This is a genomic window from Bradyrhizobium sp. ISRA430, from assembly GCF_029909975.1.
Classification (GTDB): Bacteria; Pseudomonadota; Alphaproteobacteria; order Rhizobiales; family Xanthobacteraceae; genus Bradyrhizobium.
Map to the genome: position 1 here is coordinate 7,993,653 of NZ_CP094516.1, position 24,003 is coordinate 8,017,655.

Annotated in this window: 21 protein-coding genes and 1 pseudogene; 16 read left to right on the forward strand and 6 right to left on the reverse strand. The window is 64.8% G+C overall.

Features of this window, described 5'->3' with window-relative positions:
- Nucleotide 1: 1 nt before the first annotated feature.
- Both MTX21_RS37405 and MTX21_RS37410 read left to right on the forward strand, forming a co-directional pair.
- Nucleotides 2–754: a GntR family transcriptional regulator gene (locus tag MTX21_RS37405; RefSeq protein WP_280969443.1), complete on the forward strand. Its 753-nt coding sequence runs from the start codon at nucleotides 2–4 to the stop codon at nucleotides 752–754.
- Nucleotides 755–764: 10 nt separating this feature from the next.
- A complete protein-coding gene (locus MTX21_RS37410; protein ID WP_280969444.1) occupies nucleotides 765–1,745 on the forward strand; it encodes a PDR/VanB family oxidoreductase in 981 nt (326 codons plus the stop codon).
- A 142-nt stretch (nucleotides 1,746–1,887) separates the two neighbouring features.
- Here MTX21_RS37410 and MTX21_RS37415 read toward each other — a convergent pair whose 3' ends face one another.
- Together MTX21_RS37415 and MTX21_RS37420 are read right to left on the reverse strand one after the other, a co-directional pair.
- Nucleotides 1,888–3,849, reverse strand: a complete 1,962-nt coding sequence (locus MTX21_RS37415; RefSeq protein ID WP_280969445.1) for an EAL domain-containing protein — start codon at nucleotides 3,847–3,849, stop codon at nucleotides 1,888–1,890.
- Between the two features lie 375 nt (nucleotides 3,850–4,224).
- A complete protein-coding gene (locus MTX21_RS37420; protein ID WP_280969446.1) occupies nucleotides 4,225–4,590 on the reverse strand; it encodes a nuclear transport factor 2 family protein in 366 nt (121 codons plus the stop codon).
- 372 nt (nucleotides 4,591–4,962) lie between these two features.
- On the opposite strand from MTX21_RS37420, the gene MTX21_RS37425 reads away from it, so the two are divergent.
- From MTX21_RS37425 to hemC, 3 genes are read left to right on the forward strand one after another with little or no spacing between them, the layout of a single operon-like run.
- Nucleotides 4,963–5,553, forward strand: coding sequence for a TetR/AcrR family transcriptional regulator (locus MTX21_RS37425; RefSeq protein WP_280969447.1), 591 nt, complete (start codon nucleotides 4,963–4,965; stop codon nucleotides 5,551–5,553).
- 57 nt (nucleotides 5,554–5,610) lie between these two features.
- Complete coding sequence (locus tag MTX21_RS37430) at nucleotides 5,611–7,236, forward strand: choline dehydrogenase (RefSeq protein WP_280969448.1); 1,626 nt, start codon at nucleotides 5,611–5,613, stop codon at nucleotides 7,234–7,236.
- Nucleotides 7,237–7,261: 25 nt separating this feature from the next.
- Nucleotides 7,262–8,242, forward strand: coding sequence for a hydroxymethylbilane synthase (gene hemC / locus MTX21_RS37435; RefSeq protein ID WP_280969449.1), 981 nt, complete (start codon nucleotides 7,262–7,264; stop codon nucleotides 8,240–8,242).
- 333 nt (nucleotides 8,243–8,575) lie between these two features.
- Here the strand turns inward: hemC and hemE are convergent, their stop codons facing one another.
- Nucleotides 8,576–9,610 (reverse strand): uroporphyrinogen decarboxylase, encoded by a 1,035-nt coding sequence (gene hemE, locus MTX21_RS37440; protein ID WP_280969450.1) that lies wholly within the window; start codon nucleotides 9,608–9,610, stop codon nucleotides 8,576–8,578.
- 103 nt (nucleotides 9,611–9,713) lie between these two features.
- Between hemE and MTX21_RS37445 the strand changes: the two are divergent.
- Both MTX21_RS37445 and MTX21_RS37450 read left to right on the forward strand, forming a co-directional pair.
- Nucleotides 9,714–9,982: pseudogene (locus tag MTX21_RS37445) on the forward strand (hypothetical protein).
- A 126-nt stretch (nucleotides 9,983–10,108) separates the two neighbouring features.
- Complete coding sequence (locus MTX21_RS37450) at nucleotides 10,109–12,013, forward strand: diguanylate cyclase (protein WP_280970913.1); 1,905 nt, start codon at nucleotides 10,109–10,111, stop codon at nucleotides 12,011–12,013.
- A 14-nt stretch (nucleotides 12,014–12,027) separates the two neighbouring features.
- Here MTX21_RS37450 and MTX21_RS37455 read toward each other — a convergent pair whose 3' ends face one another.
- Both MTX21_RS37455 and MTX21_RS37460 read right to left on the reverse strand, forming a co-directional pair.
- Nucleotides 12,028–12,246, reverse strand: a complete 219-nt coding sequence (locus MTX21_RS37455) for a SlyX family protein (protein ID WP_280969451.1) — start codon at nucleotides 12,244–12,246, stop codon at nucleotides 12,028–12,030.
- Entirely contained in the window at nucleotides 12,236–12,988 is a 753-nt protein-coding gene (locus MTX21_RS37460; protein WP_280969452.1) for a rhodanese-related sulfurtransferase, read from the reverse strand. The genes MTX21_RS37455 and MTX21_RS37460 overlap by 11 nt, the downstream gene beginning before the upstream one ends.
- 202 nt (nucleotides 12,989–13,190) lie before the next feature.
- Between MTX21_RS37460 and ggt the strand changes: the two genes are divergently transcribed.
- The 9 genes from ggt (at nucleotide 13,191) to MTX21_RS37505 (ending at nucleotide 23,123) form a co-directional block, all read left to right on the forward strand.
- The gene (gene ggt, locus MTX21_RS37465) at nucleotides 13,191–14,777 is read left to right on the forward strand and encodes a gamma-glutamyltransferase (RefSeq protein ID WP_280969453.1); all 1,587 of its coding nucleotides are present in this window, start codon (nucleotides 13,191–13,193) and stop codon (nucleotides 14,775–14,777) included.
- A gap of 173 nt (nucleotides 14,778–14,950) precedes the next feature.
- Nucleotides 14,951–15,565: a (2Fe-2S)-binding protein gene (locus MTX21_RS37470; RefSeq protein WP_280969454.1), complete on the forward strand. Its 615-nt coding sequence runs from the start codon at nucleotides 14,951–14,953 to the stop codon at nucleotides 15,563–15,565.
- A gap of 4 nt (nucleotides 15,566–15,569) precedes the next feature.
- Nucleotides 15,570–16,586: a xanthine dehydrogenase family protein subunit M gene (locus MTX21_RS37475; protein WP_280969455.1), complete on the forward strand. Its 1,017-nt coding sequence runs from the start codon at nucleotides 15,570–15,572 to the stop codon at nucleotides 16,584–16,586.
- 2 nt (nucleotides 16,587–16,588) lie between these two features.
- On the forward strand, nucleotides 16,589–18,880 hold the full coding sequence (locus tag MTX21_RS37480; protein WP_280969456.1) for a xanthine dehydrogenase family protein molybdopterin-binding subunit: 2,292 nt from the start codon (nucleotides 16,589–16,591) through the stop codon (nucleotides 18,878–18,880).
- 61 nt (nucleotides 18,881–18,941) lie between these two features.
- Nucleotides 18,942–19,406 (forward strand): FKBP-type peptidyl-prolyl cis-trans isomerase, encoded by a 465-nt coding sequence (locus MTX21_RS37485; protein WP_280969457.1) that lies wholly within the window; start codon nucleotides 18,942–18,944, stop codon nucleotides 19,404–19,406.
- Between the two features lie 235 nt (nucleotides 19,407–19,641).
- Nucleotides 19,642–20,151, forward strand: a complete 510-nt coding sequence (locus MTX21_RS37490; RefSeq protein WP_280969458.1) for a cupin domain-containing protein — start codon at nucleotides 19,642–19,644, stop codon at nucleotides 20,149–20,151.
- Nucleotides 20,152–20,505: 354 nt separating this feature from the next.
- Nucleotides 20,506–20,934: a VOC family protein gene (locus MTX21_RS37495; RefSeq protein ID WP_280969459.1), complete on the forward strand. Its 429-nt coding sequence runs from the start codon at nucleotides 20,506–20,508 to the stop codon at nucleotides 20,932–20,934.
- 39 nt (nucleotides 20,935–20,973) lie between these two features.
- Nucleotides 20,974–21,462, forward strand: a complete 489-nt coding sequence (locus MTX21_RS37500) for a VOC family protein (protein WP_280969460.1) — start codon at nucleotides 20,974–20,976, stop codon at nucleotides 21,460–21,462.
- Nucleotides 21,463–21,860: 398 nt separating this feature from the next.
- Nucleotides 21,861–23,123 carry a phospholipid carrier-dependent glycosyltransferase gene (locus MTX21_RS37505; protein ID WP_280969461.1) on the forward strand — a complete coding sequence of 421 codons (1,263 nt, stop codon included), beginning with the start codon at nucleotides 21,861–21,863 and terminating at the stop codon, nucleotides 23,121–23,123.
- A 45-nt stretch (nucleotides 23,124–23,168) separates the two neighbouring features.
- Here the strand turns inward: MTX21_RS37505 and MTX21_RS37510 are convergent, their stop codons facing one another.
- Nucleotides 23,169–23,819 (reverse strand): OmpA family protein, encoded by a 651-nt coding sequence (locus tag MTX21_RS37510; RefSeq protein WP_280969462.1) that lies wholly within the window; start codon nucleotides 23,817–23,819, stop codon nucleotides 23,169–23,171.
- Between the last annotated feature and the right edge of the window lie 184 nt (nucleotides 23,820–24,003).

Sequence of the window (24,003 nt, forward strand, 5' to 3'; positions counted from 1 at the left end):
CATGGCCGAGCGCGAGGTCGACCGCTCCGTCTCGCAGACCGTGAAGGCGCAGCTTGCGCTCCGCGACCAGATCCTGTCGGGTGCCTTGCGCCCGGGCGAGCGCATCTCCGAGTTGCAGGCGGTGGAGACGACCGGCGCCTCGCGGACGCCGGTACGCATGGCACTGGTGCGGCTCGAGGAGGAAGGCCTGTTGGAAGCGATCCCTTCCGGCGGCTTCATGGTGAAGGCGTTCTCCGAGCGCGACATCTCCGACTCCATCGAGCTGCGCGGCACGTTGGAGGGGCTTGCTGCGCGCTTTGCCGCCGAGCGCGGCGTCTCCGCGCGCGAGCTCGAACCGCTGAAGGAATGTCTTGCGGCGATCGATGAATTGCTGCGTCAGGTGCCGATCTCGGTCGACGCGTTCTCGTCCTATGTCACGCTGAATGCGCGCTTCCACGCGCTGCTCACGGAATTGTCGCGCAGCCCGCCCTTGATCCGGCAGATCGATCGCGCCTCCGCGCTGCCGTTCGCCTCGCCCAGCGGCTTTGTAATGGCGCAATCTGCGCTGCCGGAGGCACAGGAGATCCTGATCATCGCCCAGGAGCACCATCGCGTCGTGGTCGACGCGATCGAGAACCGCGAGGGCGCCCGCGCCGAAGCCGTGATGCGCGAGCATGCGCGTCTCGCCGTGCGTAACCTGCGGCTTGCGCTGCGCAACCGGACGCATCTCGACCTCTTGCCGGCGCTCGCGCTGATCAAGACCGCAACCGATTGAGAGGAGTACCATGCGCTTCATCGAAAGCTGGACTCCGGCCACGCTGGTATCGACGCGCAAGCTTGCGCCTGACATCCGCGAATTCCTGATCCTGCCGGATCAATTCGACGGCGCCGCCTATCCGGTCGGCAGCCATATCAATGTGAGCGTGACCATCGACGGCCAGCCGGAGACGCGGTCCTATTCGCTGGTCGGCGAGGCCTCGCCTCGTGGCTTCCGGATCGCGGTGCGCCGCGCCGAGGATTCCCGCGGCGGCTCGCGCTACATGTGGCAGCTCGCCCCGGGCGCGCGGCTCGACATCACGCAGCCCGCCTCGCTGCTCGCGGTCGACTGGGCGCGCGAACACTATTGCCTGATCGCGGGCGGCATCGGCATCACGCCGATCGTCGGCGCGGCCCAGGCGCTGGCGCGGCGAGGGGTGAATGTCAGGCTGCACTATGCCGTGCGGTCGCGCGGCGATGCCGCCTATCTCGATGACCTCGCCGGTCTGCTCGGCGATCGCCTGGTCGTCCATGCCGGCGACGAAGGCAGGCGGCTCGATCTCGACGCGCTGTTTGCCTCAGTGCCGCCGGGCGCGCTGACGCTGTTCTGCGGCCCGATGCGGATGTTGGACGCCGCGCGCCACGCCTGGATCGCCGCAGGCCATCCGCTCCCTGATCTCCGCTACGAGACCTTCGGCTCCAGCGGCACGCTGCCGACCGAGACGTTCCGCGTCCGCCTGAAGGACTCCGGCGTCGAGCTCGAAATCCCGCGCGAGCGCTCGATGCTGGACGTGCTCAATGCCAGCGGCCACGAGGTGATGTACGACTGCAAGCGCGGCGAATGCGGTCTGTGCGCCATCGACGTGGTCGAGGTCGAGGGCGAGATCGACCACCGCGACGTCTTCTTCAGCGATCATCAGAAAGAGAGCAACCAGAAGATCTGCGCCTGCGTCTCGCGCGCCCGCGGCACCATCACGGTCGACACGCTGCTCCGAGCGGATGCGATCTGAGGTGGCTGCTCGGCCTTCATGGTTCGAGACGCGCCGTAAGGCGGCGCTCGTCACCATGAGGGTCTAAAGTCTCGCCGCGAAGATCGGCCTCATCCTGAGGAGCCCGCCGAGGGCGGGCGTCTCGAGGATGGCCGCAGAAGACTTACGCCGCGTAGGTCGCGCGGCGTTTCTTCGGGTCGAGCAACGCCAGCACCTGCTCGGCCGATGCCGGCCGGCCGATGAGATAGCCCTGGACTTCGTCGCACTGGGTCTGACGCAGATATTCGAGCTGGTCGGCGGTCTCGACGCCTTCCGCGACCACGCCGATCTTCAAGTCGCGCGCAAGCGAGATCACCGACTTCACGATCGCGGCGCAGTCCGGCTGCACCAGCATGTCGCGGATGAAGGACTGGTCGATCTTGATCCGGCTGAACGGCAGCTTGCGCAAGTAAGTCAGTGACGAGAACCCGGTGCCGAAATCGTCGAGCGCTACCGTGACGCCGAGTTGCAACAGGGCGTTCAGGATCGAGGCCGCCGAACCATACTTCGACAGCAGCATCGATTCCGTGATCTCGATCTCGAGCCGATGTGGGGCGATCTTCGCATCGGCAAGCGCCTGCACGATGGTCTGCAGGATTCCCGTGTTGTGAAATTGCGCCGCGGAGAAATTTACGGCGACCCTGATATCCTCCGGCCAGTGCGCCAGCGTCGCGCAGGCGCGCCGGATGGCCCATTCGCCGATTTCGTGGATCAGCCCGGTCTCTTCCGCGATCGGAATGAACTCGCTCGGCGGGACCAGTCCGCGCGAGGGATGCTGCCAGCGCAGCAGCGCCTCGAAGCCGGTGATCCGGCTTTCGCCGAGATGGAGGAACGGCTGGTAGACCAGGAACAGCTCGTTCCGCGCGACCGCGCCTTCCAGATCCGATTGCAGCGCCTTGCGGTCGCGCGACGCCTTGTCGTCGCTGATCTCGAAGAAGCGGACCGTGCCGGGTCCGGCCTTCTTGGCCCGGTAGAGCGCGGTGTCGGCATTCTTCATGATGTCGAGCGTCGTGTTGCCGTCGCGCGGTGCCAGCACGATGCCGACGCTGGTCGCGCCGACGATCTCGCGGCCCTCGATCGTGAACGGCTCGGCGAAGGCTGCAGCGAAGCGTTCGGCGATCTCGAGCGCATCCTCGGGGCGCGCCAGGTTCGCCATCACCAGCGCGAACTCGTCGCCGCCGATGCGTGCGACATGCTCGGCCGCACGGGTACAGCGCTGCAGCCGGCTCGCAACCTGGACGAGGTATTCGTCGCCGGCGGGATGGCCGAACTTGTCGTTGATCTCCTTGAAGCGATCGAGGTCGAGAAGAAGCACCGCGAACTCCTCGCCGGACAGCGCCAGCCTCTTCAGGGCGGCATCGAGCGTCTCGTTGAAGGCAAAGCGGTTGGGTAGCTGGGTCAGCGGGTCCTGTCGCACGTTGCGTTCAGTCTCGATCTGCCGCATCACGCGATGCGTGAACGCGAACGAATTGACGAACACGCCACGCAGCAGCACCGATCCGTAGACCGCCACCAGGATGGCGATCAGCAGATAGGCAAGATCGTCGCTGCGGCCGAGACAGATGGCGATGCCGACGAAGAGCGGCGTCGTGAAAGCGATGGCCGCGATCGGGATCGTGGCGAAGGCGAGCGCGCCGCCGGCCAGCATCCCGGAGCACAGGCAGGTGATGATGAGCTTCCCGCCGGTGTCGGCATTGGCGAAGAAGGCGACCGGCACGATGCCCCAGGCCGTGCCGAGGATGAAGGCATTCCGTACGAGCCGGTACACGGCGCGGCGCGACACGAATTGCGGTTTGGTGATGCGGCGCGACGCGCGGGATTGCAGGCCGAATGCGACCGCGGCACCGGCGACGATGATCGCCCAGACCAAGGCCAGCTTCCAGTCCGGCGAATGCCACAGGGCGATGGCGAGCACGGCTGCATTGCATGCATTGGCGAGCATGATGCCGACGGAATAGCCGAGCACGAGCGACATCTGCTCGGCGCGGATGTGGCCGGCGACAGCTTCGTCCGTTGCGGGTCCGCCGAACGCGGACAGATCGCCGGCGAACAGCCGTGCGAAATAGGAGGTCAGTTGGGTCCGCATTCCAGAGCCTGCAGCAACATTGGCCGTATTTCCGGCTCGACCCGGAGAATTCGCTGCAAAGCTTTGACGAACTATGAATTATCCCCGCTGTCCGGCCTCGCCGCGATCACTTCTCGGTGCCCAAGCATTCGTATCGATAACAAATCGATACAAATGCGGGTGATGCTGCGAGAGCGCCTTTGCCCCCACTACGACCGCTGTCATCGCCCGCCTTGTGCGCAATTGCGCACTGGGGCGGGCGATCCAGTATTCCAGAGACAGCGACGAATACGGATAGGCCGCGGCGTACTGGATGCCCCGCCTTCGCGGGGCATGACAGCCCTTTCTCAACAATTGATTTCGTTCACGTATCTAGCGCTTGCGTCCGCGGCGCGGTCAGCGCCCCATTTGCTTCGGATCGTAATAGAACCGCTCTTCGATTAGCTCATCGCCGCGCCAGGTCTGCCAGGCGATCTCCTCCAGCGTCCGCGTGACGCCTTCCGCATTGGTGAAGCTGAAAATCCAGCGCGTGGCGACGTTGTCGCCCTCGATCAGGCTCGGCCCGATGCGGACGGCCTTGACCTCCTTGAAAGCGGCGAGCACGCCGCGTTCCTTCGCGGCCAGCTTGTCACGCCCGATTGTCGGCTCGGCATTGTTTTCATAGGTGGCGGCATCGGGCACGTAAAACTGCTCGACTGCGCCGACGAAATCCCCGGCCTCCAGCCGTCCTGCAAAGGCTTCCACGATCCCACGGCTCGGCATGCGACACCTCACGATAAAAACAGACTGTTAGTCGGTAAATACCGACCGTTAGTCGAAAAGTCAACTGATTTAGCCGCGCACGCTCGTGCCCCCTTCTCCCCTTGTGGGAGAAGGTGGCATAGGCGGCCTTTGGCCGCCGTTCTTAAGAACGCCGAAGCGAAGCTTCGGCTACGGCGCCGGATGAGGGGTTGCTTCAGCAAACTCGAATGTAAGAGGGAGTTCGCGGAAAGAGACCCCTCACCCGTCTCGCCGCTGCGCGGCGAGCCACCCTCTCCCACAAGGGGAGAGGGTGCAGCGTCGGCGCGGCGCGTGGTGCTCAGGTCATTGCAGCACTGACTGGCTGCGTGCGCCGAATTCGACTAGAGGAGACGTATGGCAAAACAGGCGGAACGGCGGGCTGCAACATCGGAGGCGATCCTGACGGCGGCGCGCCGCCTGTTCGGGACCCAAGGTTTTGCCGCCACCACCATGGACGAGATTGCCGAAGCCGCCCGCGTCGCGAAGGGCGCGGTGTATCATCACTTCAAGACCAAGGAGGCGGTGTTCGAGGCGGTGTTCGATCTCGTCTCGCGCGACCTCGTCATCGAGATCGATCGCGCCGCGCGGACCGAGAAGGACGTGCTCGCCGCGATGGTCGCCGGCACGCAGCATTATTTTGCCGCGACCGCCAAGGGTCCGACCGGTCAGATCATCCTGCGCGACGGCCCGGCGGTGCTCGGCTGGGAGCGCTGGCGCGAGATCGATGCGCAGCATTTCGGCGGCAAGCTGCCGCGCGCCATCGCTGCGGCCATGGAAGCCGGCCTGATCGCGCGTCAACCGGTCGAGCCGCTGGCGCGGCTGCTGCTGGGCGCCGTGACTGAAGCCGCGGTCGCCTGCGCCGGACGCGCGGATATCGCAAGGGCCGGAGCGGAATATGCCCGTGCGTTCAAGTCGCTGGTCGAGGCGCTGCGCCTTGCCGAATGATTGTGCTAAGTGACGAAAACGGAAACGCCTACCAACCAACAACAAGAACAGCACGACATGAACGCAAATTCTCACCCCGCGCCGTCCGATCCGCAATTCGACTACATCATCGTCGGCGCCGGCTCTGCCGGCTGCGTGCTCGCCAACCGGCTCTCTGCGAACGGCAAGCACACCGTTCTGCTGCTGGAAGCGGGGCCGAAGGACGCCAACATCTGGATCCACGTGCCGCTCGGCTATGGCAAGCTGTTCAAGGAGAAGACCGTCAACTGGATGTACCAGACCGAGCCGGAACCCGAGCTCAAGGGACGTCAGGTGTTCCAGCCGCGCGGCAAGACGCTGGGCGGATCGAGCTCGATCAACGGCCTGCTCTACGTCCGCGGCCAGCATGAGGACTACGACCGCTGGCGCCAGCTCGGCAACACCGGCTGGGGCTATGACGACGTGCTGCCCTATTTCAAGAAGGCGGAGAACCAGGCACGCGGGGCCAGCGAATTCCACGGCAGCGACGGCCCGCTGCCGGTATCGGACATGATCATGACCGATCCGCTGTCAAAGGCTTTCATCGATGCCGCCGTCCAGACTGGTCTGCCCTACAACCCGGATTTCAACGGCGCCTCGCAGGAGGGCGTCGGCCTGTTCCAGACCACGACGCGCAACGGCCGCCGCGCCTCCACGGCGGTAGCCTATCTCGGCCCGGCCAAGACCCGCGGCAATCTCAAGATAGAGACCGGCGCCCTCGGCCAGCGCATCCTGTTCGAAGGCCGGCGCGCGGTCGGCGTCGAGTACCGGCAAGGCGCTCAGCTTCGCCGCGCCCGGGCGCGCAAGGAGGTCGTGCTGTCGAGCGGCGCCTACAACTCGCCGCAGCTCCTGCAGCTCTCCGGCGTCGGTCCCGCCGATCTCCTGCGCAAGCACGGCATCGACGTGGTGCTGGACGCGGAGGGCGTCGGCCACGATCTTCAGGACCACATGCAGGTCCGCATCGTGATGCGCTGCTCGCAGAAGATCACGCTGAACGACACCGTCAATCATCCGATCCGCCGCACGCTCGAAGGCGCGCGTTATGCGCTGTTCCGCAAGGGTTGGCTGACGATCGCGGCGGGTACCGCAGGGGCGTTCTTCAAGACCAGCCCGCGGCTCGCCTCGCCCGACATCCAGGTCCACTTCCTGCCGTTCTCGACCGACAAGATGGGCGAGAAGCTGCACGATTTTTCCGGCTTCACTGCCTCGGTGTGCCAGCTCCGGCCCGAGAGCCGCGGCAGCCTGCGGATCAGAAGCGCCGATCCGACCGTGCCGCCGGAAATCCGCATCAACTACATGTCGACCGAAACCGACCGCACGACCAACGTCGAAGCCCTGAAGATCCTGCGCAAGATCCTGGGCGCGCAGGCGCTGAAGCCGTTCGTGGTCGACGAGGTCGATCCGGGCGCGAAGGTATCCACGGATGCGGAACTGCTGGATTTCTGCCGCGAGCGCGGCAGCACCATCTATCATCCGACCTCGACCTGCCGTATGGGCAATGATGCGCTGGCGGTGGTCGATCAGCGGCTGAAGGTGAAGGGCCTCGTCGGCCTTCGCATCGTCGATGGCTCGATCATGCCGGACCTCGTGTCCGGGAACACCAATGCGCCGATCATCATGATCGCGGAAAAGGCCTCCGACATGATATTGGAGGATGCGCGGTAACCACGCGCTTCGAAAGGATAAAGAGTTGGCTACGCGACTTAAGATCGGCACGCGCAAGAGCGCGATGGCGCTGGCACAGACGGAAGAGATCGCGCGCCGCCTGACCGCCGCCATGCCCGATCTCGAAATCGAGATCGTCAAGTTCGACACCACGGGCGATCTCGATCAGACCAGCAAGCTGTTACCGCATGGCGGCAAGGGCGGTGCCTTCGTGGCGCAGATCCGCGCCGCCGTGCTGTCGGGCGAGTTGCAGGCGGCGATGCACTCGCTGAAGGACATGCCCGGCAACGAGGACACGCCCGGCCTCGTGATCGGCGCCACGCTCTCCCGCGATCCGCCCGGCGATGCGCTTGTGCTGCGCCACGGCGTGACACTGGAGGCGCTGCGTCAGTCGCGCGGCAAGGGCTTCAAGATCGGCACCAATGCGGTGCGGCGCGCGGCCTATGCCCGCCGGCTGTTTCCGCAAGTGGAGGTGATCCACTTCCGCGGCGCCGCCGACACGCGCGTGCGCAAGCTCGACAATGGCGAGAAGCAGCGTCTGCCGGATGGCGGCGCGGTGGGACCGGCGGACGCGCTGATCATGGCGCGCTCGGGACTCGATCGCGTTGGTCTTGCGAGCCGCATTGCCTACGAGTTCACACCTGCGGAGATGCTGCCCGCCGCGGGCCAGGGCATCGTCGCCGTCGAATGCGCGGCGCAGGACTGGGAGACGCGGCGCATCCTCGCATCGATCGACGATCCGGCCGCGCATGCCTGCGCCGATGCCGAGCGCGAGGTGCTGTGGGTGCTCAACGGCCACTGCAACTCGCCGGTGGCGGGTTACTCGACCATCGACGGCGATCGGATGTCGCTCACCGCATCCGTGCTCGATCTGTCCGGCAATACCATCATCGAAGCCGCGCAATCAGGGCCCGCCAACCGCCCGCGCGAGCTCGGCCGCGCGGTCGGGCTCGAGCTGCTCGCCAAGGGCGCAGCCGAGATCATCGAGCGCAGCCGGCCGCGGTAAGCCCGCCGCAAAACGACGTCGGCGCGATCATGGAATCGTGCTCCTGTTTTGCCCGACGTGTCAAATGCCTTCGCTGCGGGACTCTAGGCCATGCCGGACGAAATCCTTCAATGATTTCTACTTTGCATGGGGTTGTTTTCGAGTTTTTTGTTGGAGCGTGCGACTCCCGGCTGCGGTCACATCGAAACGGTTGGTCGCCACGCGGCACACTGCGCCCTCTCCCCCCTTGCGGGGGAGAGCTGGAGAGGGGGTAGCCACAATGAACGCTGGGTGCTTGTGGCTACCCCCTCCCTGACCCGCAAGGGGGGAGGGAACGGAAAGAGCGTGGACGCTTCATCCCCGCACGCGCTTCAGCATCTGCTCGACATGGGCGATCGGCGTTTCCGGCTGGATGCCGTGGCCGAGATTGAAGATCAACCTTCCTTCGGCAAAATTTGCCAGCACGTTGTCGACGGCACGGTCGAGCGCATCGCCGCCGGTGATCAGCACCAGGGGATCGAGATTGCCCTGCACGGCAACGCGCGTCTGCACGCGCTCGCGGATGAAGGCTGGCTCTGCGGTCCAATCGATGCTGACGGCGTTGACGCCGGTTGCCTCGACATAGGGTGGCAGCAGTGCGCCGGCGCCGCGGGGAAAGCCGATGATTTTTGCGTCCGGCACCTTGGCGCGCACGCCCGCGACGATGCGCCGCGTCGGCTCGATTGACCAGCGCGCGAACTCGGCCGGCGGCAAGACGCCGGCCCAGGTATCGAAAATCTGCAAGGCGTCGGCGCCGGCGGCGAGTTGCGCCAGCAGATACTCGATCGAGTTCTCGACGAGGACATCGATGATCGTCGAAAATGCCTCAGGATGCCGATAAGCCATTGTCCGCGCCGGCGCCTGGTCCGGCGTGCCGTGGCCCGCGACCATATAGGTTGCGACCGTCCACGGCGCGCCGCAGAATCCGATCAGCGCAACCTTCGGATCGAGCGTGCCGCGCACGATGCGCAAGGCCTCGAACACCGGCGCGAGCTTGGTGAAATCGGCGCGTGGCGCCAGCGTGGCGGCCTTGCCGGGATCATCCAGCGGCTCCAGGCGCGGACCTTCCCCGACCTCGAAGCGCACGGAGCGGCCGAGTGCGTAGGGGATCACCAGAATGTCGGAGAAGATAATCGCCGCATCGAAGCCGAACCTTCGGATCGGCTGCAGCGTGACTTCGGCGGCAAGTTCCGGAGAAAAGCAGAGATCGAGGAAGCCGCCGGCCTTCGCACGGACCTCGCGGTATTCGGGCAGATATCGGCCGGCCTGCCGCATCATCCAGACCGGCGGAACGGCTTGGCGCTGGCCGGAGAGCACGTCGATGAAGGGTTTCGTCGCTGATTGGGGCACGAACTGTCCTGATGGTTGCGGTTCCTGATACACCGCCAAAGGCGTGAGCGAAACAGGGGAACCGGTGCAAATGGGGCGCGTTGGTCAGCCGACGGAGGCGATCATGGCTGCACGATTCAATCCCGCGCCGCATGACAAGCATGCAGAGGATCCGCGCAAGGCGCTCGCCGCGGATCGCGAGACCCAGGCCAAGCTTGACGCCGGACTGGTCGACACCTTCCCTGCGTCGGATCCCGTCAGTGCCGCCCAGCCGACGCCCTCGAAGGCCGACACTGAGCCGACAACGCTTCGCTCTGGGAGAAGGTTAAGGCCGACTTCAGCTCCGGGTTAGGGGACCGCCGGTTTCCGATAGGCTTGATAATACCTTGTTAGCGATCTGCGGACGATTGCGTCCGTAGGAGTACGGAAAGCCCGCATATCGCGGTGAATCTCGGCGGCAATTTCAGGGTTCGATAACAGAAGCGGCGGAGTTTCCGAATGATCGGAGAATCCTGCCGCATGGACGTCGTCTCACAGAGAGCCGGATGGAGTCGCCTGCCGCTACGGGCGGCGGCGTTCGTCGTGCTGACTTGCACGGCGATCCTCGGCGTCAGTGGCTGGCGCGAATGGAGTGCGCGCGAGGCGGTGCTCAAAGGCGCCGAGACGGAGATGGCCAACGTCGCCCGCTCGCTGACGCAGCACGCCGAGGACAGTCTCGATCTGCTGGATTCCGGGGTGGTCGGTGTCGTCAGCCGGCTGGAGATGGACGGTACCGATCCAGCCACCATCGGAAAGCTGCGGAATCTCCTGGAGGCGCGCAAGAAGGCGGTCGCGCGCATTCACAGCCTTGCCATCATCGACGACAAGGGCAACTGGCTGACCAGCTCGGGCGCGGTCACTTCGACGCTCAGCGACGACGAGTTCTTCCGTCATCACGAGTTTTCGCCGAGGCGGGAGGCCTATGTCGGCCGCCCTGTGAAGAGCCTTATGGACGGCGAATGGGTCGTCACCCTGTCCCGCCGCTTCAACAAGCTGGACGGCAGCTTCGGCGGCGTCGTGCTGGCGACCATCAGCGCCAACTATCTCTCGCATTTTTACGAGCAGTTCGAGATCGGCCGCAACAGCTCGGTGACGCTTGTGCACGGCGACGGCCTGATCATCGCGCGCAGCCCGAGCAACGACAAGTTCGTGGGCCGCAGCGTCGCCGATACGCCGCTGTTTCGGGATCCTACTCTGCAGCGGCCTGGTGGCGCCTATCATTTCAGGTCGCTGCTGGACGGCCTCGAGCGCGTCAGCTTCTTCAAGCGCAGCGGCCGCTATCCGCTCGTCCTGCTAGCCACAGTCGACAAGGAGGAATTGCTCGCGCCGTGGCGTGCGGCGGCGATCTCCCGCATGCTCTACGTGCTTGCGCTGGTGATGCTGATCGCCATCATCGGCGCGGTGCTGGTGCGGCAGTTGCAGCGCGGCCAGCGCATGGCGGCAGCCCTTAGCGAGAAGGAGGCTCATTTCCGCCTGCTCGCGGAAGGCTCGAGCGACATGGTGACCCGCATCGGGCTCGACGAGCGGCTGCGCTATGTCTCGCCCTCCTCGGTTCGCGTCGTCGGCTGGCGCGCCAATCAGCTTATCGGAACGCAGGCGCTCGCCGGCATCCATCCGGACGACCAGCCGCAGGTTCAGGCCATCGTCGATGCCATGAAACGTGGCGAGAAGGATGAGGCGCGGGTCACCTACCGCAACGCGCACCGGCTGAACTCCGAGGTATGGCTCGAATCGACCATGCGGGTGACGCGCGAGGACAATGGCACCGTCGACGGCGTGGTCGCGATCTCGCGCGACATCACTGAGCAGAAGAAGCTGGAAACCAGGCTCGAGACCCTTGCGATCGAGGACAGCCTCACCGGGCTCGCCAACCGCCGCCGCTTCGACGAACGCCTCAACGAGGAATGGGCGCGCGCTTATCGCGACCGCTCGAGCCTTGCCCTCTTGATGATCGACGTCGATCACTTCAAGGCCTACAACGACGAATATGGCCATCCCGCGGGCGATGCCTGCCTGCGTGTGGTTGCGAAGATTCTGTCGGCCGAGATGCAGCGCGCCGGCGATCTCGCGGCGCGCTATGGCGGCGAGGAGTTCGCCATGCTGCTGCCGAACACCGATGCGGCCGGTTGCGCGCGGATCGGCGAACGGATTCGCCGGGCGATCCGCGCGGCGGATCTCGTCCATACGTCCAATCAGGCCTCTAGCTGTGTCACCGCCTCGCTTGGCGGCGCGGCGTGCCGGCCGGCACTCGAGCGTACCGCAGGGGGAGCATTGCTGGTGGAAGCCGCCGATCGTGCGCTCTACACCGCCAAGGCATCCGGCCGCGACCGCCTGATGATGGCGGGCGAGGTGACGAACCTGTTGCCCAAGGCTTCCGGCTTCTAAAGGCCTATGGTTTTTCAGTAGTGCGGCGGCCGCTCATTGGCGGGTCCCGGCGCATTGGCTTCGGCCTCCTGGAGCCGTTCGGCGAGCTGCGCGATCTGCCGCGTCAGCGCGTCGATCTGCTTCCATTGCGCCGTGATGGTCTGGTTCAGCGTTTCGATGGTGTCGTCTTGATAGGCGAGGCGCGTCTCCAGCGTGTCGATACGTTCGCTCAACGCCTTGATCTCATTCGTCACGTGCGCGCCCCTTGTCTCGTTCGCGCAGGCCGTGTCCGAGCGCCACGCGCTCGTCGAACACGAAGCATTCGCCGCGCCAGCGGCTCTGCGCCTCGGGCACCTCTTCCAGGTATTTCAGGATGCCGCCCTTGAGGTGATAGACTTCGGCAAAGCCGCGCGCGAGCAGATGCGCGCTTGCCTTCTCGCAGCGGATGCCACCGGTGCAGAACATCGCGATCCTGCGGTGTCTTGCGGGATCGAGCTGCCTTGCAGCAAAGTCCTTGAACTGGCCAAAGCTCTTGATGCCGGGATCGACTGCGCCCTCGAACGTGCCCATTGCGACCTCGAAGGCGTTACGGGTGTCGAGCACGAGCGTGTCGGGCGCCGCGATCAGCGCATTCCATTCGGCGGCGTCGACATAGATGCCGACTTGGCGCGTCGGGTCGGCGGCCTCATCGCCGAGCGTGACGATCTCCTTCTTCAGCCGCACCTTGAGCCGGCCGAACGGCATCGCTGCGGCGGTGGAGAACTTCAATTCGAGATGGTCGAGCCTGCCGCCGAACATGTCGCCGTGTGCCAGCTCATGGGCAAACGCGTCGATCGCGTCGGGCGCACCCGCGATGGTGCCGTTGATACCCTCTTGGGCCAGCAGCACGCTGCCTTTCAGGGACAGCCCGGCGCAGAACGCGCGCAGCGGCTCGCGCAGCTCGCGGTAATCGGGCAGGGCGGCAAACTGGTAGAAGGCGGCGACCTTGTAAGCCATGTTCTGACACGTCATGGCGCCCATTTAGCAGGCGGCCGGCACCCGGAAAACCCGCAAGCGGGCCGTCTATTCCCGCAGCGGATGGCAGCCTTTCGCTGGTATGCCAGCCATTGCCGCGTCCGGCCTGAATGTGTCATGTAGACGCGGTTTTTTCGGGATGGCGCGCGAGGCGCGCGCCAGCGGCAAGAGAGCAAGAATTGGCATGAGAAACTTCCATTTCCCCGGCAGGTCCACGGTCCACGCCACCAACGCGATGGTGGCGACGTCGCATCCGCAGGCCTCGCTCGCCGCGATCGAGGTGCTGCGGGAGGGCGGTACTGCGGTGGACGCGGCGGTCGCGGGCTCGGCGGTCCTCGGTGTGATCGAGCCGCAATCGACCGGCATCGGCGGCGACTGCTTCGCGCTCATCCAGCCGCGCGGCGAGGGCAAGATCATCGCCTATAACGGCTCCGGCCGGGCGCCGAAGGCGGCGAACGCCGACTGGTATCTCGAGCGCAAAATCCACTCGGTGCCGCTGACCTCGGCCCATGCGGTCTCGATCCCCGGCGTGGTCGACGCCTTCGCCACCGTGCTGCGCGACCACGGCAAGTTCGGCTTCGACCGCCTGTTCCAGCCCGCGATCAAGGCGGCGGAAGAGGGCTATGTCGTCGCGCCCCGCATCGCCTTTGACTGGAAGAACCAGTTCGAGAAGCTGAAGAACGGCACCAACACCGAGCGTTATCTGTTGCCGCACGGCAAGCCACCAGTGGCCGGCGACGTCATTCGCCAGCCCGAGCTCGGCAAGACGCTGCGGGCGATCGCCAAGGACGGCCGCGACGCCTTCTACAAGGGACAAATCGCGGAAGACATGGTCGAGACCCTGCGCGGCATCGGCGGCCTGCACACGCTCGACGATTTTGCTGCGCACACCACCGAGGTGACGACGCCGATCGGGACCACGTACAAGGGCTACGACGTCTGGCAGTGCCCGCCGAACGGACCCGGCGTCACCATGCTGTTGATGCTGAACATCCTGTCGCGGTTCGACCTGACCAAGTTCGCGCCGCTTAGCGTCGAACGCTTCCATCTCGAGGCCGAGGCCGCGCGGATCGCCTACATGAATCGCGAGATGCATGTCGCCTCACCCGATCACATGAAGATCAACGTCGCCGAGATGCTCGCGACGGGCTTTGCCGACGAGTACATCAGCAAGATCCGCATGGACGGCCTGCTCGAATTGCCGAACGTCGCGCCGCCGATGAATCCCTCGACCATCTACATCACCGTGGTGGACAAGGACCGCAACGTCTGCTCGTTCATCAATTCCATCGCGCATTCCTTCGGCTCGGCGATCGTCTCCAACAAGACCGGCGTCTTGTTCCAGAACCGCGCCGGCGGTTTCCGCATCCAGCCCGGTCATCCCAATTGCATCGCGGGCGGTAAGCGCCCGCTCCACACGATCATGCCGAGTCTCCTCACCAAGGGCGGCCGTTCGGTGATGCCGTTCGCCGTGATGGGCGGCCAGTATCAGCCGACCGGCCAGACGCATGTGCTGACCAACATCCTCGACTTTGGCTACGACCTGCAGGAGGCGATCGACATGCCGCGCGGCCTGCACTACGAGGGCCAGTACCAGCTCGAGGACAGCGTGCCGGCGGCGATCGTCGAGGGACTGAAGAAGCTTGGGCACAAGACCACGAGCGTGGTCGGCCCGCTCGGCGGTGCCCAGGCGATCTGGATCGATTGGGACAAGGGCACACTCACTGGCGGTTCCGATCCGCGCAAGGACGGCTGCGCGCTCGGCTATTAATCTCAGCGTTGCGCGAGGCGAAGTTCCTCGCGCGATCAGGAAAAGTTGACGGCGGGCGACGCAGCATCTGCTGCGTCGCCTGATCTCGTTCGGAACAGAGCTCATTGGCCCAAGTTAAGGGGCGATGAGCGGTGCAGGCGTGCGCTGCTTTGCTCAAGCGGCGGAGGCCGTCCATGTCCGAAAATTCAAGTTCCAAATCATCCGGATTCGATCGCCGCGCGTTCATCGCCGGCGCGGCCGGCAGCGCGCTTGTTCCGATGACCGCGCGCGCCGCTGCGGCGGATGCGAGTTCACCGCCCGCGCAGGATCCCGCGCTCCCCGTCGACGTGACGTTGCGGGTGAACGGCAATGACAAGCATCTACTCATCGACGCGCGCACCACCGTGCTCGATGCGCTGCGCGAACATCTCGGGCTCACCGGCAGCAAGAAGGGATGCGATCATGGTCAGTGCGGTGCTTGCACGGTGCTGATCGGCGATCGGCGCGTGGTGTCGTGCCTGACCCTCGCGCTCGCGGCTGAAGGCCACGAGATCACCACGATCGAGGGGCTCGCCACCGATGACCACCTGCATCCGATGCAGCAGGCTTTCGTCGACAACGACGCCTTCCAGTGCGGCTATTGCACGCCCGGACAGATCATGTCCGCCGTCGCTTGCGTGAAGGAGGGCCATGCTGGCAGCGATGCCGACATCCGCGAATACATGAGCGGCAACATCTGCCGCTGTGCCGCCTATCCCAACATCGTCGCCGCCGTGAAGCAGGCTGCGCCCGAGATCATGAAAGGCTAGGCACATGCGATCCTTCCAATATCAGAGGGCGACCGACCCTCACACGGCCGTGCAGGCGCTCAGCGCAGCCGCAACTGCCAACAATCCGCTGACCCAGGCCGCGGCGCAGCCGCTCGCCGGCGGCACGACGCTGATCGATCTGATGAAGCTCGATGTGATGCGGCCTGCCGCGATCGTCGACATCAACCCGCTTGCGCGAGGCTGGTCGGCGATCGAGCCGGGCAGAGACGGCATGCGGCTCGGCGCGCTCGCGAAAATGTCCGACGTCGCCGCGCATCCCGAGATCCCGCGCAGTTACCCCGTGATCGCGGACTCCCTGAAGCTCGCCGCCAGCGCGCAACTGCGCAACATGGCGACGCTGGGCGGCAATGTGATGCAGCGGACGCGCTGCAGCTATTTCCGCGACATCTCCTACGAGAATTGCAACAAGCGCAACCCGGGCTCCGGCTGTGCCGCGATGGATGGATTCAATCGCATGCATGCGGTGCTCGGTACCTCCGACCAATGCATCGCGACCTATCCCGGCGATTTTGCCCAGGCGCTGATCGCGCTGGATGCCACGGTCGAGATCACCGGCAAGTCCGGCACTCGCAGCATGCCGTTCGCAGAGCTGCACAAGATGCCCGGTAACTCGCCCGAGATTGAAACGATGCTTCAGCCCGGCGAGTTGATCTCGGCCTTTGCGGTCCCGGGGCGTTGGCCGCGTTCGGTCTATCTCAAGACGCGCGACCGGCAGTCCTATGAGTTCGCCTTGTCCTCGGCCGCGGTGGCGCTCGACGTGCAGGACGGTGTGATCAGGGATGCGCGTGTCGCACTCGGTGGTGTCGCCACCGTGCCCTGGCGGGCGCGCGAGGCGGAGGCGCTGCTGAAGGGACAGAGATTCGACGAGGGACTGGCGCAGCGTGTGGCGGATGCCGCTTTCGCGGAGGCGAGGGGCCGCCGGCACAACAGCTTCAAGATCGCGCTCGGCAAGCGCGTGGTGACGCACGCGCTCCAGCAGGCCGTAATGATGGAGATCTGACCATGACCGCTGCCGCTCCCGAGCCGAAGGCGAATATGGGCAAGCCCGTGCCGCGCTATGACGCGGTTTCGAAGGTGACGGGACGCGCGACCTACGCGTCCGACATGCCGCTGGCGAACCCAGCCTACGCATTCCTGGTCACGAGCGCGATCGCAAAGGGCCGTATCGACAGCTGCGATCTCGACGATGCGAGGGGTGTCCGCGGCCTAATCGATATCGTGACGCATGAGAACGGGCCGAAGCTGAAGGACTCAAAGCTCTTCAGCAGTGGTGGCTATGCCGGAACCACCATTCAGCCGCTGAAATCTGCCGACGTCGCGCATGATGGCCAGATCATCGCGGTCGTCGTCGCCGAGAGCTACGAGGCGGCGCGCGAGGCCGCCAACCGGGTCAAGGTCAACTACACCGCCACGATGCCCAGCGCGACCTTCGACTCGCCGGGAACAACGACGGCTGGTGCGAAAGGACAGAACCCGCAGTTCAGGGAAGACCCGAAGGTCGGCGATTTCGCCAAGGCGTTCGATGAGGCCGAGGTCAAGCTCACCGCGTCCTACGCGACGCCGACGCAGCACCACAATCCGATGGAGCTGTTTGCGACGAGCTGCGTCTGGATGGGCGACAATCTCGTCATCTACGAGCCGAGCCAGTACGTCTATGGCCTGAAGAACGGCGTGGCCGAGCAGCTCGGCATCGATGCCGACAGGGTGCGCGTGGTCAATCCCTACGTCGGCGGCGGCTTTGGCTCGCGCGGCTCGATGACGCCGCGGACCGCGATCATCGCCGGCATCGCGAAGCGTCTCAATCGCCCCGTCAAGCTCGTTCCGACCCGCGACCAGGGCTTTACGATTGCGACCTATCGCGCCGAGACACGGCACGAGATCAAGCTCGGCGCGAGCCGCGACGGCAGGCTGGTCGCGCTCAGGCACGAGGGTGCGGAGGTCTCCTCGCGTCCTGATCCCTACTGCGTCGGCGGCACCAAGACCACGACGCGGCTCTACGCCTGTCCGAACGTCGACAGCCTCGTGTCGATCGTGCGCGCCGACCGCAACACGCCGGGCTTCATGCGTTCGCCGCCGGAGGTGCCGTATCTGTTCGCACTGGAAAGCGCGATGGACGAGCTCGCAGTCAAGCTGAACATGGACCCGATCGAGCTTCGCCGCATCAACGACACCACCAACGAGCCGATCGGCGGCAAGCCCTATACGTCGCGCTCGCTGATGGCGTGCTTCGATGAAGCGGCGAGAGCGTTCGGATGGTCGCAGCGCTCGCCGGAGCCGAAGTCGATGTCGGACGGCGATTGGCTGGTCGGCTACGGCTGTGCGGCCACCTGCTATCCCACACAGATGGGGCCCTCCGCGGCGCGCGTGCGGCTGCAACGCGACGGCCGCACCCGCGTCGAGATTGCCGGGCACGAGATCGGCACCGGCGCCTACACCATCATTGCCCAGACCGCGGCCGAGCGGCTTGGCGTGCCGCTGGAGAAGGTCGCCGTCTTCATCGGCGACAGCGACCTGCCGCCCGCGCCGGTCGCGGGCGGCTCGAACTCGACAGCGAGCACCTGTTCGGCGGTGATGATGGTGTGCGACCAGATACGGCAGCGTCTGTTCAAGGCGATGATGCCGAACGAGAGCCTGACCGACAAAGCCAAGGAAACCGTCGGCATGGGCCAGACGCCTGCAACGCAGGCGGCGAAGGGCGACCATCCGCTCGATCTCGAGAAGGCGTTCGACGCTCTCGGCATCAGCGTGGTCGAGGAATATGGCGAGTGGAAGCCGGAAGGCGCGCCCCTGGATTCCCTCCAGGCCATGCACAGCGGACACGTGCGGCTCGTCGGCGGCAGCAACCTGAATGACAAGATCGCCTATGCCTTCGGCGCGGAGTTCATCGAGATCAGGGTCAACCGCTTCACGCACGAGATCCGCGCGCCGCGTATTGTCGGTGCCTTCGCCGCTGGGCGCATCATGAACCCACGCACCGCGCACAGCCAGCTCATGGGCGGCCTGATCTGGGGCATGTCCTCGGCGCTGCTCGAATCCACCGAGATCGACGAACGCTATGCACGCTACGTCAACGACAACTTTGCCGACTATCTCGTGCCCGTGAATGCCGACGTGCCCGGCGTCGAGGTGATTCTGCTCTCTGAGCGGGATGATCACATCAATCCCGCGGGCGCAAAGGGCCTCGGCGAGCTCGCCAATGTCGGTACCAATGCCGCGGTCTGCAATGCCATCTATCACGCCACGGGCCAGCGCATCCGCAAGCTGCCGGTACGGCTGGAAAATATCGAGGTGTGAGGGGTGGAAACCCTGGTAGCGTTGCGCTAGACACCTCTCCGCCTCAAACGGAAGGTGTCTTATGCAGCGTCTTCAGCGCGCGCTCCTCGCCCTCATGTCGGCACTCGCGATCACCGTGATCGGCGGCGTGTCGCATTTCGTTTCCACCACGGCCTCGGCCCAGACCGCAGGAAAGACCATGACCACAGCTTCAGGCTTGCAGATCATCGACAGCGTCGTCGGCACCGGCGCTTCGCCAAAACCCGGCCAGATCTGCGTGATGCACTACACCGGCTGGCTCTATGAAAACGGCCAGAAGGGCAAGAAATTCGATTCGTCGGTCGACCGCAACGAGCCGTTCGAGTTTCCGATCGGCAAGGGCCGCGTCATCGCGGGATGGGACGAGGGCGTTGCTTCGATGAAGGTCGGCGGCAAGCGCACGCTGGTGATCCCGCCGCAGCTCGGCTACGGCGCGCGCGGCGCCGGCGGTGTGATCCCGCCGAATGCGACGTTGATGTTCGACGTTGAATTGCTCGCGGTGAAATAAGCCTCCTCCGTCGTTCCGGGCGGCTCGGAGAGCCGAACCCGGAATCTCGAGATTTCCGGGTTCGATGCTGACGCATCGCCCTGGAATGACAGACAAACAAAAAGGCCGGCCCTTCGGCCGGTCTTTTCGCTTTTCAGCTTCTGCAGGGCGGCTATGAGCGTTCCGATTTGGGTATGGCTTGAGGCCGCGGCTTTGGTTAGCTTGCCGGGCACGGAACCAGCAGAAAGCAAGACCAATGACCGGCCACGAACACACCCATTCCCACCATCACGATCACGACGATCGCTGGAAAAATGATGGCGTGCGCGTCATTCCCGGCAACCAGCTCGATCCGAACGTGCCCTCGACGCCCGGCATGGACCGCAAGGCCGCGATCAATTTCGCGCGCGTCGGCGCGCAGAAATTGTGGGCCGGCACGGTCAGCATCAAGCCGGACGCCAAGACCGGCGCGCATCACCACGGTCATCTTGAAAGCATCATCTATGTGGTGAAGGGCAAGGCGCGGATGCGCTGGGGCGAGCATCTCCAGTTCACCGCGGAAGCGGGCCCCGGTGACTTCATCTATGTGCCGCCCTACGTGCCGCATCAGGAGATCAATGCCAGCCCCGACGAGGTGCTGGAATGCGTGCTGGTGCGCAGCGACGGCGAGGCGGTCGCAATCAATCTCGACATCGAGCCGGTCGAGAAGCCCGAGACGGTGCTGTGGATCGATCCCGTGCACCGGGATCCGAACGAGACGAAGTAGGGCTGCCCAAAAAGGCTCACGGGGCTCTGCGACAGAACCCCGCAAGCTTGCAGGACGATCGCATATGGCGCTTTGGAGGCTGTGAACGTGCTCGGCCTCATGGTTCGAGACGCGCCGTAAGGCGGCGCTCCTCACCATGAGGGTCCAAGACCTCGCCGCAAATGAAGACCTCATCCTGAGGAGCCCGCCAAAAGCGGGCGTCTCGAAGGATGGGCCGCAGGGAAGCCGCTCACCAGAGGCTTATTCAAATGCGATTGCCCTGCGCAGGCCTGCGTCAAAAAATATTCGGAAGCCGTGTCGGATGGCCGCCTGGCCATCCGTCCTTGGGCGTGACCTATCGCCAAGGAGCTTTCGATGCCCAAGATGATCTTCATCAACCTGCCGGTAACCGACCTCAAGCGCGCGACCGCCTTTTATGAAGCGATCGGCGCGGTCAAGAACCCGCAGTTCAGCGATGAGACGGCGTCCTGCATGGTCTTTTCCGAGACCATCTACGCGATGCTAACGACCCACGACAAATTCCGCCAGTTCACGCCGAAGCCTATTGCAGATGCGAAGACCTCGAACCAGGTGCTGCTCTGCCTGTCCGCGGACAGCCGCAACGACGTGGACGAGATCGTCGCCAAGGCCGAGGCTGCGGGTGGAGTGGCCGATCCCAGCCCGAAAGACGAATACAGCTTCATGTACGGCCGCAGCTTCGAGGATCCGGATGGTCATATGTGGGGCGTGAACTGGATGGACCTCGCGGCGGCGCCGACACAGCCCGCCATGGTGAACGTCTGATCGAAACCTGAGCAAAACAACTAGAGAAGAGCATCCACGATGTCCAAGGTCACACCCTGCTTGTGGTTCAACGGCAATGCCGAGGAGGCCGCGAACTTCTACGTCTCGCTGATGCCTGACTCGGAGATCCTGCACGTTCAGCGCAACGTCGCCGACAATCCGTCCGGCAAGGAGGGCTCGGTGCTCGTCGTCGGGTTCACGCTGGGCGGACAGCGCTTCGTCGCGCTGAACGGCGGCATGAAGATGGAGTACACCCACGCGCTGTCGCTGATGATCAATTGCGAGGACCAGGCGCAGGTCGACAGCGTCTGGGATGCCTTCCTCGCTCATGGCGGCAAGGCCGAGCAATGCGGCTGGCTGAAGGATCGCTACGGCGTGTCGTGGCAGGTGGTGCCGAAAGCGATGTTCGAGTTCTTCTCCAGCTCCGATACCGCCGCGGCAAGGCGTGCGATGCAGGCTATGATGAAGATGGTCAAGCTCGACATCGAAGGCGTGCGCCGGGCGTTCGAGGGTAAGTCGGAGGCGTGAGGCGGCTAGTTCCGCCCGCCACACGATCGCTGTCATCGCCCGCCTTGTGCGCAATTGCGCACTGGGGCGGGCGATCCAGTATTCCAGAGGCCGTGACGTAATGCGTAGAAGCCGCGGCGTGCTGGATGCCCCGCCTGCCGCCTTCGCTAAAGCTTCGGCGGCCCGAGACCCCAAGCCCGGCGAAGCCTTGGTGTAGCCGGGCCGCGGGGCATGACGGCACATGCTTGTGATGTGGCGGAATTATCACAAGCGGTGCGGGACGCGCGTGATGCTTAGTGACAGTTGCGGCAGAATGCGTTCAAACATGCGAGCCATTTCATTCTTCGCCCCGGGGTATCGCGGGTTTGTCACGCAAAGCATCTCCACAACGGCCGCTGGACGTGCCTGCAGTTCCGCCGATGTCGCGGAGCGCAGTGATCGCTGTTGCGATTTTCCTGGCCGCGCATCTCGCGCTGCTGATCGGCCTCACCACGCCGGACCAGTTCGTGTTCGATGAGGTGCATTACGTGCCGGCGGCGCGGCAGATGATTGCGCCCGTGATGTCGCAGCCCGTGCTCAACCCGATGCATCCGCCGCTGGCAAAGGAGTTGATTGCGCTGTCGATCGTGACGTTCGGCGACAATGCGTTGGGCTGGCGCTATCCGGGGACACTGTTCGGCGCACTCGCGATCGTCGCGGTCTATCTCTGCGGTCTTGCGCTGTTCGCCGCGCAAGGACCCGCCATCGCCGCCGCGCTGATCGCGGCCTCCAACCAGATGCTGTACGTGCAGGCGCGCATCGCGATGCTCGACATCTTTGCGCTCGCCTTCGGTCTGCTCGCCACGGCCGCCTTCCTGCACGGCTTTCGAAAAGAGCGCCCGCACGCGCTGTTCGCGCTCGCCGGCAGCCTGTTCGGTCTCGCCGCGGCCTGCAAATGGAGCGGGCTGTTTCCGCTCGGCGTCTGCATCGTCATCGTGGCGGTGATCCGCCTGATGCAGGGCTGGCGCACGTTGTTCGCCGACGCAAAACCGGACGACTGGTATCGTCCCGACCTCTGGCCCGACTTCAGGCTGCACCATGTCGCGCTCTGCTTCGCGGCGCTTCCTGCGGTGGCCTATCTCGCAACCTTCGTACCGCTCTACGGGCTGTCGTTGTCGGATTTGATCGAGGCACAGCGCCGCATCTTCGTCGACAACACCACCACCGCGATCGCCGGCCATACCTATATGAGCGCATGGCCGTCCTGGCCGTTGCTCGCACGTCCGGTCTGGTTTCTGTTTGACAAGATCGCTGACGACCGTATCTCCGCGATCGTCTTGCTCGGCAATCCGCTTGTGCTGTGGCCGGCGCTGCTCGCGCTCGCCCTCGTGCTGCGCGACTTCATCGTCAAGCGCCGTTGGGACGCGTTCCTGATTGCGTCGTTCTATTTCGGCCCGTGGCTCGCCTGGGCACTGCTGCCGCGCACGCTCGGTTTCATCTATTACTATCTGCCGGCCGCAACCGCCGCCTCACTTGCGCTCGTCCATGTCCTGCGCAAGGAGGGCCTACCGCGCTGGCTGCTGTGGGCCTATGTCGGCGTCGCGAGCATTGGCTTTGCGGTGATGCTGCCGATCTCGGCGGCATTCGTCGGTACGTCGATGCAGACGTTCAATCGCCTGATGCTGTTTCAGAGCTGGATCTGACAACAGAAAGCCGCCCGCCGCTTGTGCGGCGGACGGTTTTGGCGATCACTTCGATGCCGTCGATGCCGTCTTGGCTTCCATGTTCACCACCTGGACGCGGCGGTTGATCGGGTCGGCGCCGTTGGCGGCATCCTTTAGCTTGGTCTTGCCGTAGCCGACGGTGACGAGATCGCTGGCGTTGAGGCCGTAGTTCTGCACCAGGTACTTCTTGATGGTGTCGGCGCGCCGCTCGGAGAGGCCCTGGTTGAACTCCTCGCCACCGATCGCATCGGTGTGGCCGGCGACCACGAAGGTCGATCCCTTCAGCGCCGGATCGGAGAGCGCCTTGCCGAGCGCCTGCACCGAGGCCATCGAGGTCTTGGCGATGTCGGCGGAATTGTAGTCGAACTGGATCTCCAGATCGATCTTCGGCTTGGTCGCTGCGAGCTCGGCGATCTGCTCGCGCTCGCCCATCGAGAGCGACCGGGTCGCGCGGTTGCGCAAGGTGTTGAGGAAGGTCGATTCCTTGGCCCGTTGGGCGGTGTCCGCCTGCGGAGCGACGGAGAGGCCGCGGGTCACCGGCTTCGGCTTCAGCGCGTTCAAGATCTGGTCGGCGGAGACGTTGTTGTCGCCGGCGAGCGCCTGGCCCGCCGTCATCGACAGCGCGGCCATAAGGGTAATCACCTTCAGTCCAAAAAACTTATCAAAACGGGTCATTGCCTTATCCTCGCTGCTGCGCCTGATGGCGGTTTGATGTTGCGAGCCTAGGGCAGATTTCAAGTGCCCTGATGTGACGTGAGTCACATTTGCCAATGTCCGGAATTCCAAGCGCATCTTAACCCCGGAGCCGGTCGGCATCCATTGCAAGTCCGGCCAGTGGCAGTGGCTTACCACCGGTGCA

Bases quoted from the DNA above. Each gene is read 5' to 3' on its own strand.
- MTX21_RS37415 (WP_280969445.1), bottom strand. From the start codon at position 3,849: ATGCGGACCCAACTGACCTCCTATTTCGCACGGCTGTTCGCCGGCGAT.
- MTX21_RS37500 (WP_280969460.1), top strand. From the start codon at position 20,974: ATGTCCAAGGTCACACCCTGCTTGTGGTTCAACGGCAATGCCGAGGAG.
- MTX21_RS37505 (WP_280969461.1), top strand. From the start codon at position 21,861: ATGTCGCGGAGCGCAGTGATCGCTGTTGCGATTTTCCTGGCCGCGCAT.
- MTX21_RS37410 (WP_280969444.1), top strand. From the start codon at position 765: ATGCGCTTCATCGAAAGCTGGACTCCGGCCACGCTGGTATCGACGCGC.
- MTX21_RS37485 (WP_280969457.1), top strand. From the start codon at position 18,942: ATGCAGCGTCTTCAGCGCGCGCTCCTCGCCCTCATGTCGGCACTCGCG.
- MTX21_RS37405 (WP_280969443.1), top strand. From the start codon at position 2: ATGGCCGAGCGCGAGGTCGACCGCTCCGTCTCGCAGACCGTGAAGGCG.
- MTX21_RS37470 (WP_280969454.1), top strand. From the start codon at position 14,951: ATGTCCGAAAATTCAAGTTCCAAATCATCCGGATTCGATCGCCGCGCG.
- MTX21_RS37510 (WP_280969462.1), bottom strand. From the start codon at position 23,819: ATGACCCGTTTTGATAAGTTTTTTGGACTGAAGGTGATTACCCTTATG.
- MTX21_RS37480 (WP_280969456.1), top strand. From the start codon at position 16,589: ATGACCGCTGCCGCTCCCGAGCCGAAGGCGAATATGGGCAAGCCCGTG.
- MTX21_RS37425 (WP_280969447.1), top strand. From the start codon at position 4,963: ATGGCAAAACAGGCGGAACGGCGGGCTGCAACATCGGAGGCGATCCTG.
- MTX21_RS37460 (WP_280969452.1), bottom strand. From the start codon at position 12,988: ATGGCTTACAAGGTCGCCGCCTTCTACCAGTTTGCCGCCCTGCCCGAT.
- MTX21_RS37430 (WP_280969448.1), top strand. From the start codon at position 5,611: ATGAACGCAAATTCTCACCCCGCGCCGTCCGATCCGCAATTCGACTAC.
- MTX21_RS37450 (WP_280970913.1), top strand. From the start codon at position 10,109: ATGGACGTCGTCTCACAGAGAGCCGGATGGAGTCGCCTGCCGCTACGG.
- ggt (WP_280969453.1), top strand. From the start codon at position 13,191: ATGAGAAACTTCCATTTCCCCGGCAGGTCCACGGTCCACGCCACCAAC.
- MTX21_RS37495 (WP_280969459.1), top strand. From the start codon at position 20,506: ATGCCCAAGATGATCTTCATCAACCTGCCGGTAACCGACCTCAAGCGC.
- MTX21_RS37420 (WP_280969446.1), bottom strand. From the start codon at position 4,590: ATGCCGAGCCGTGGGATCGTGGAAGCCTTTGCAGGACGGCTGGAGGCC.
- MTX21_RS37475 (WP_280969455.1), top strand. From the start codon at position 15,570: ATGCGATCCTTCCAATATCAGAGGGCGACCGACCCTCACACGGCCGTG.
- MTX21_RS37490 (WP_280969458.1), top strand. From the start codon at position 19,642: ATGACCGGCCACGAACACACCCATTCCCACCATCACGATCACGACGAT.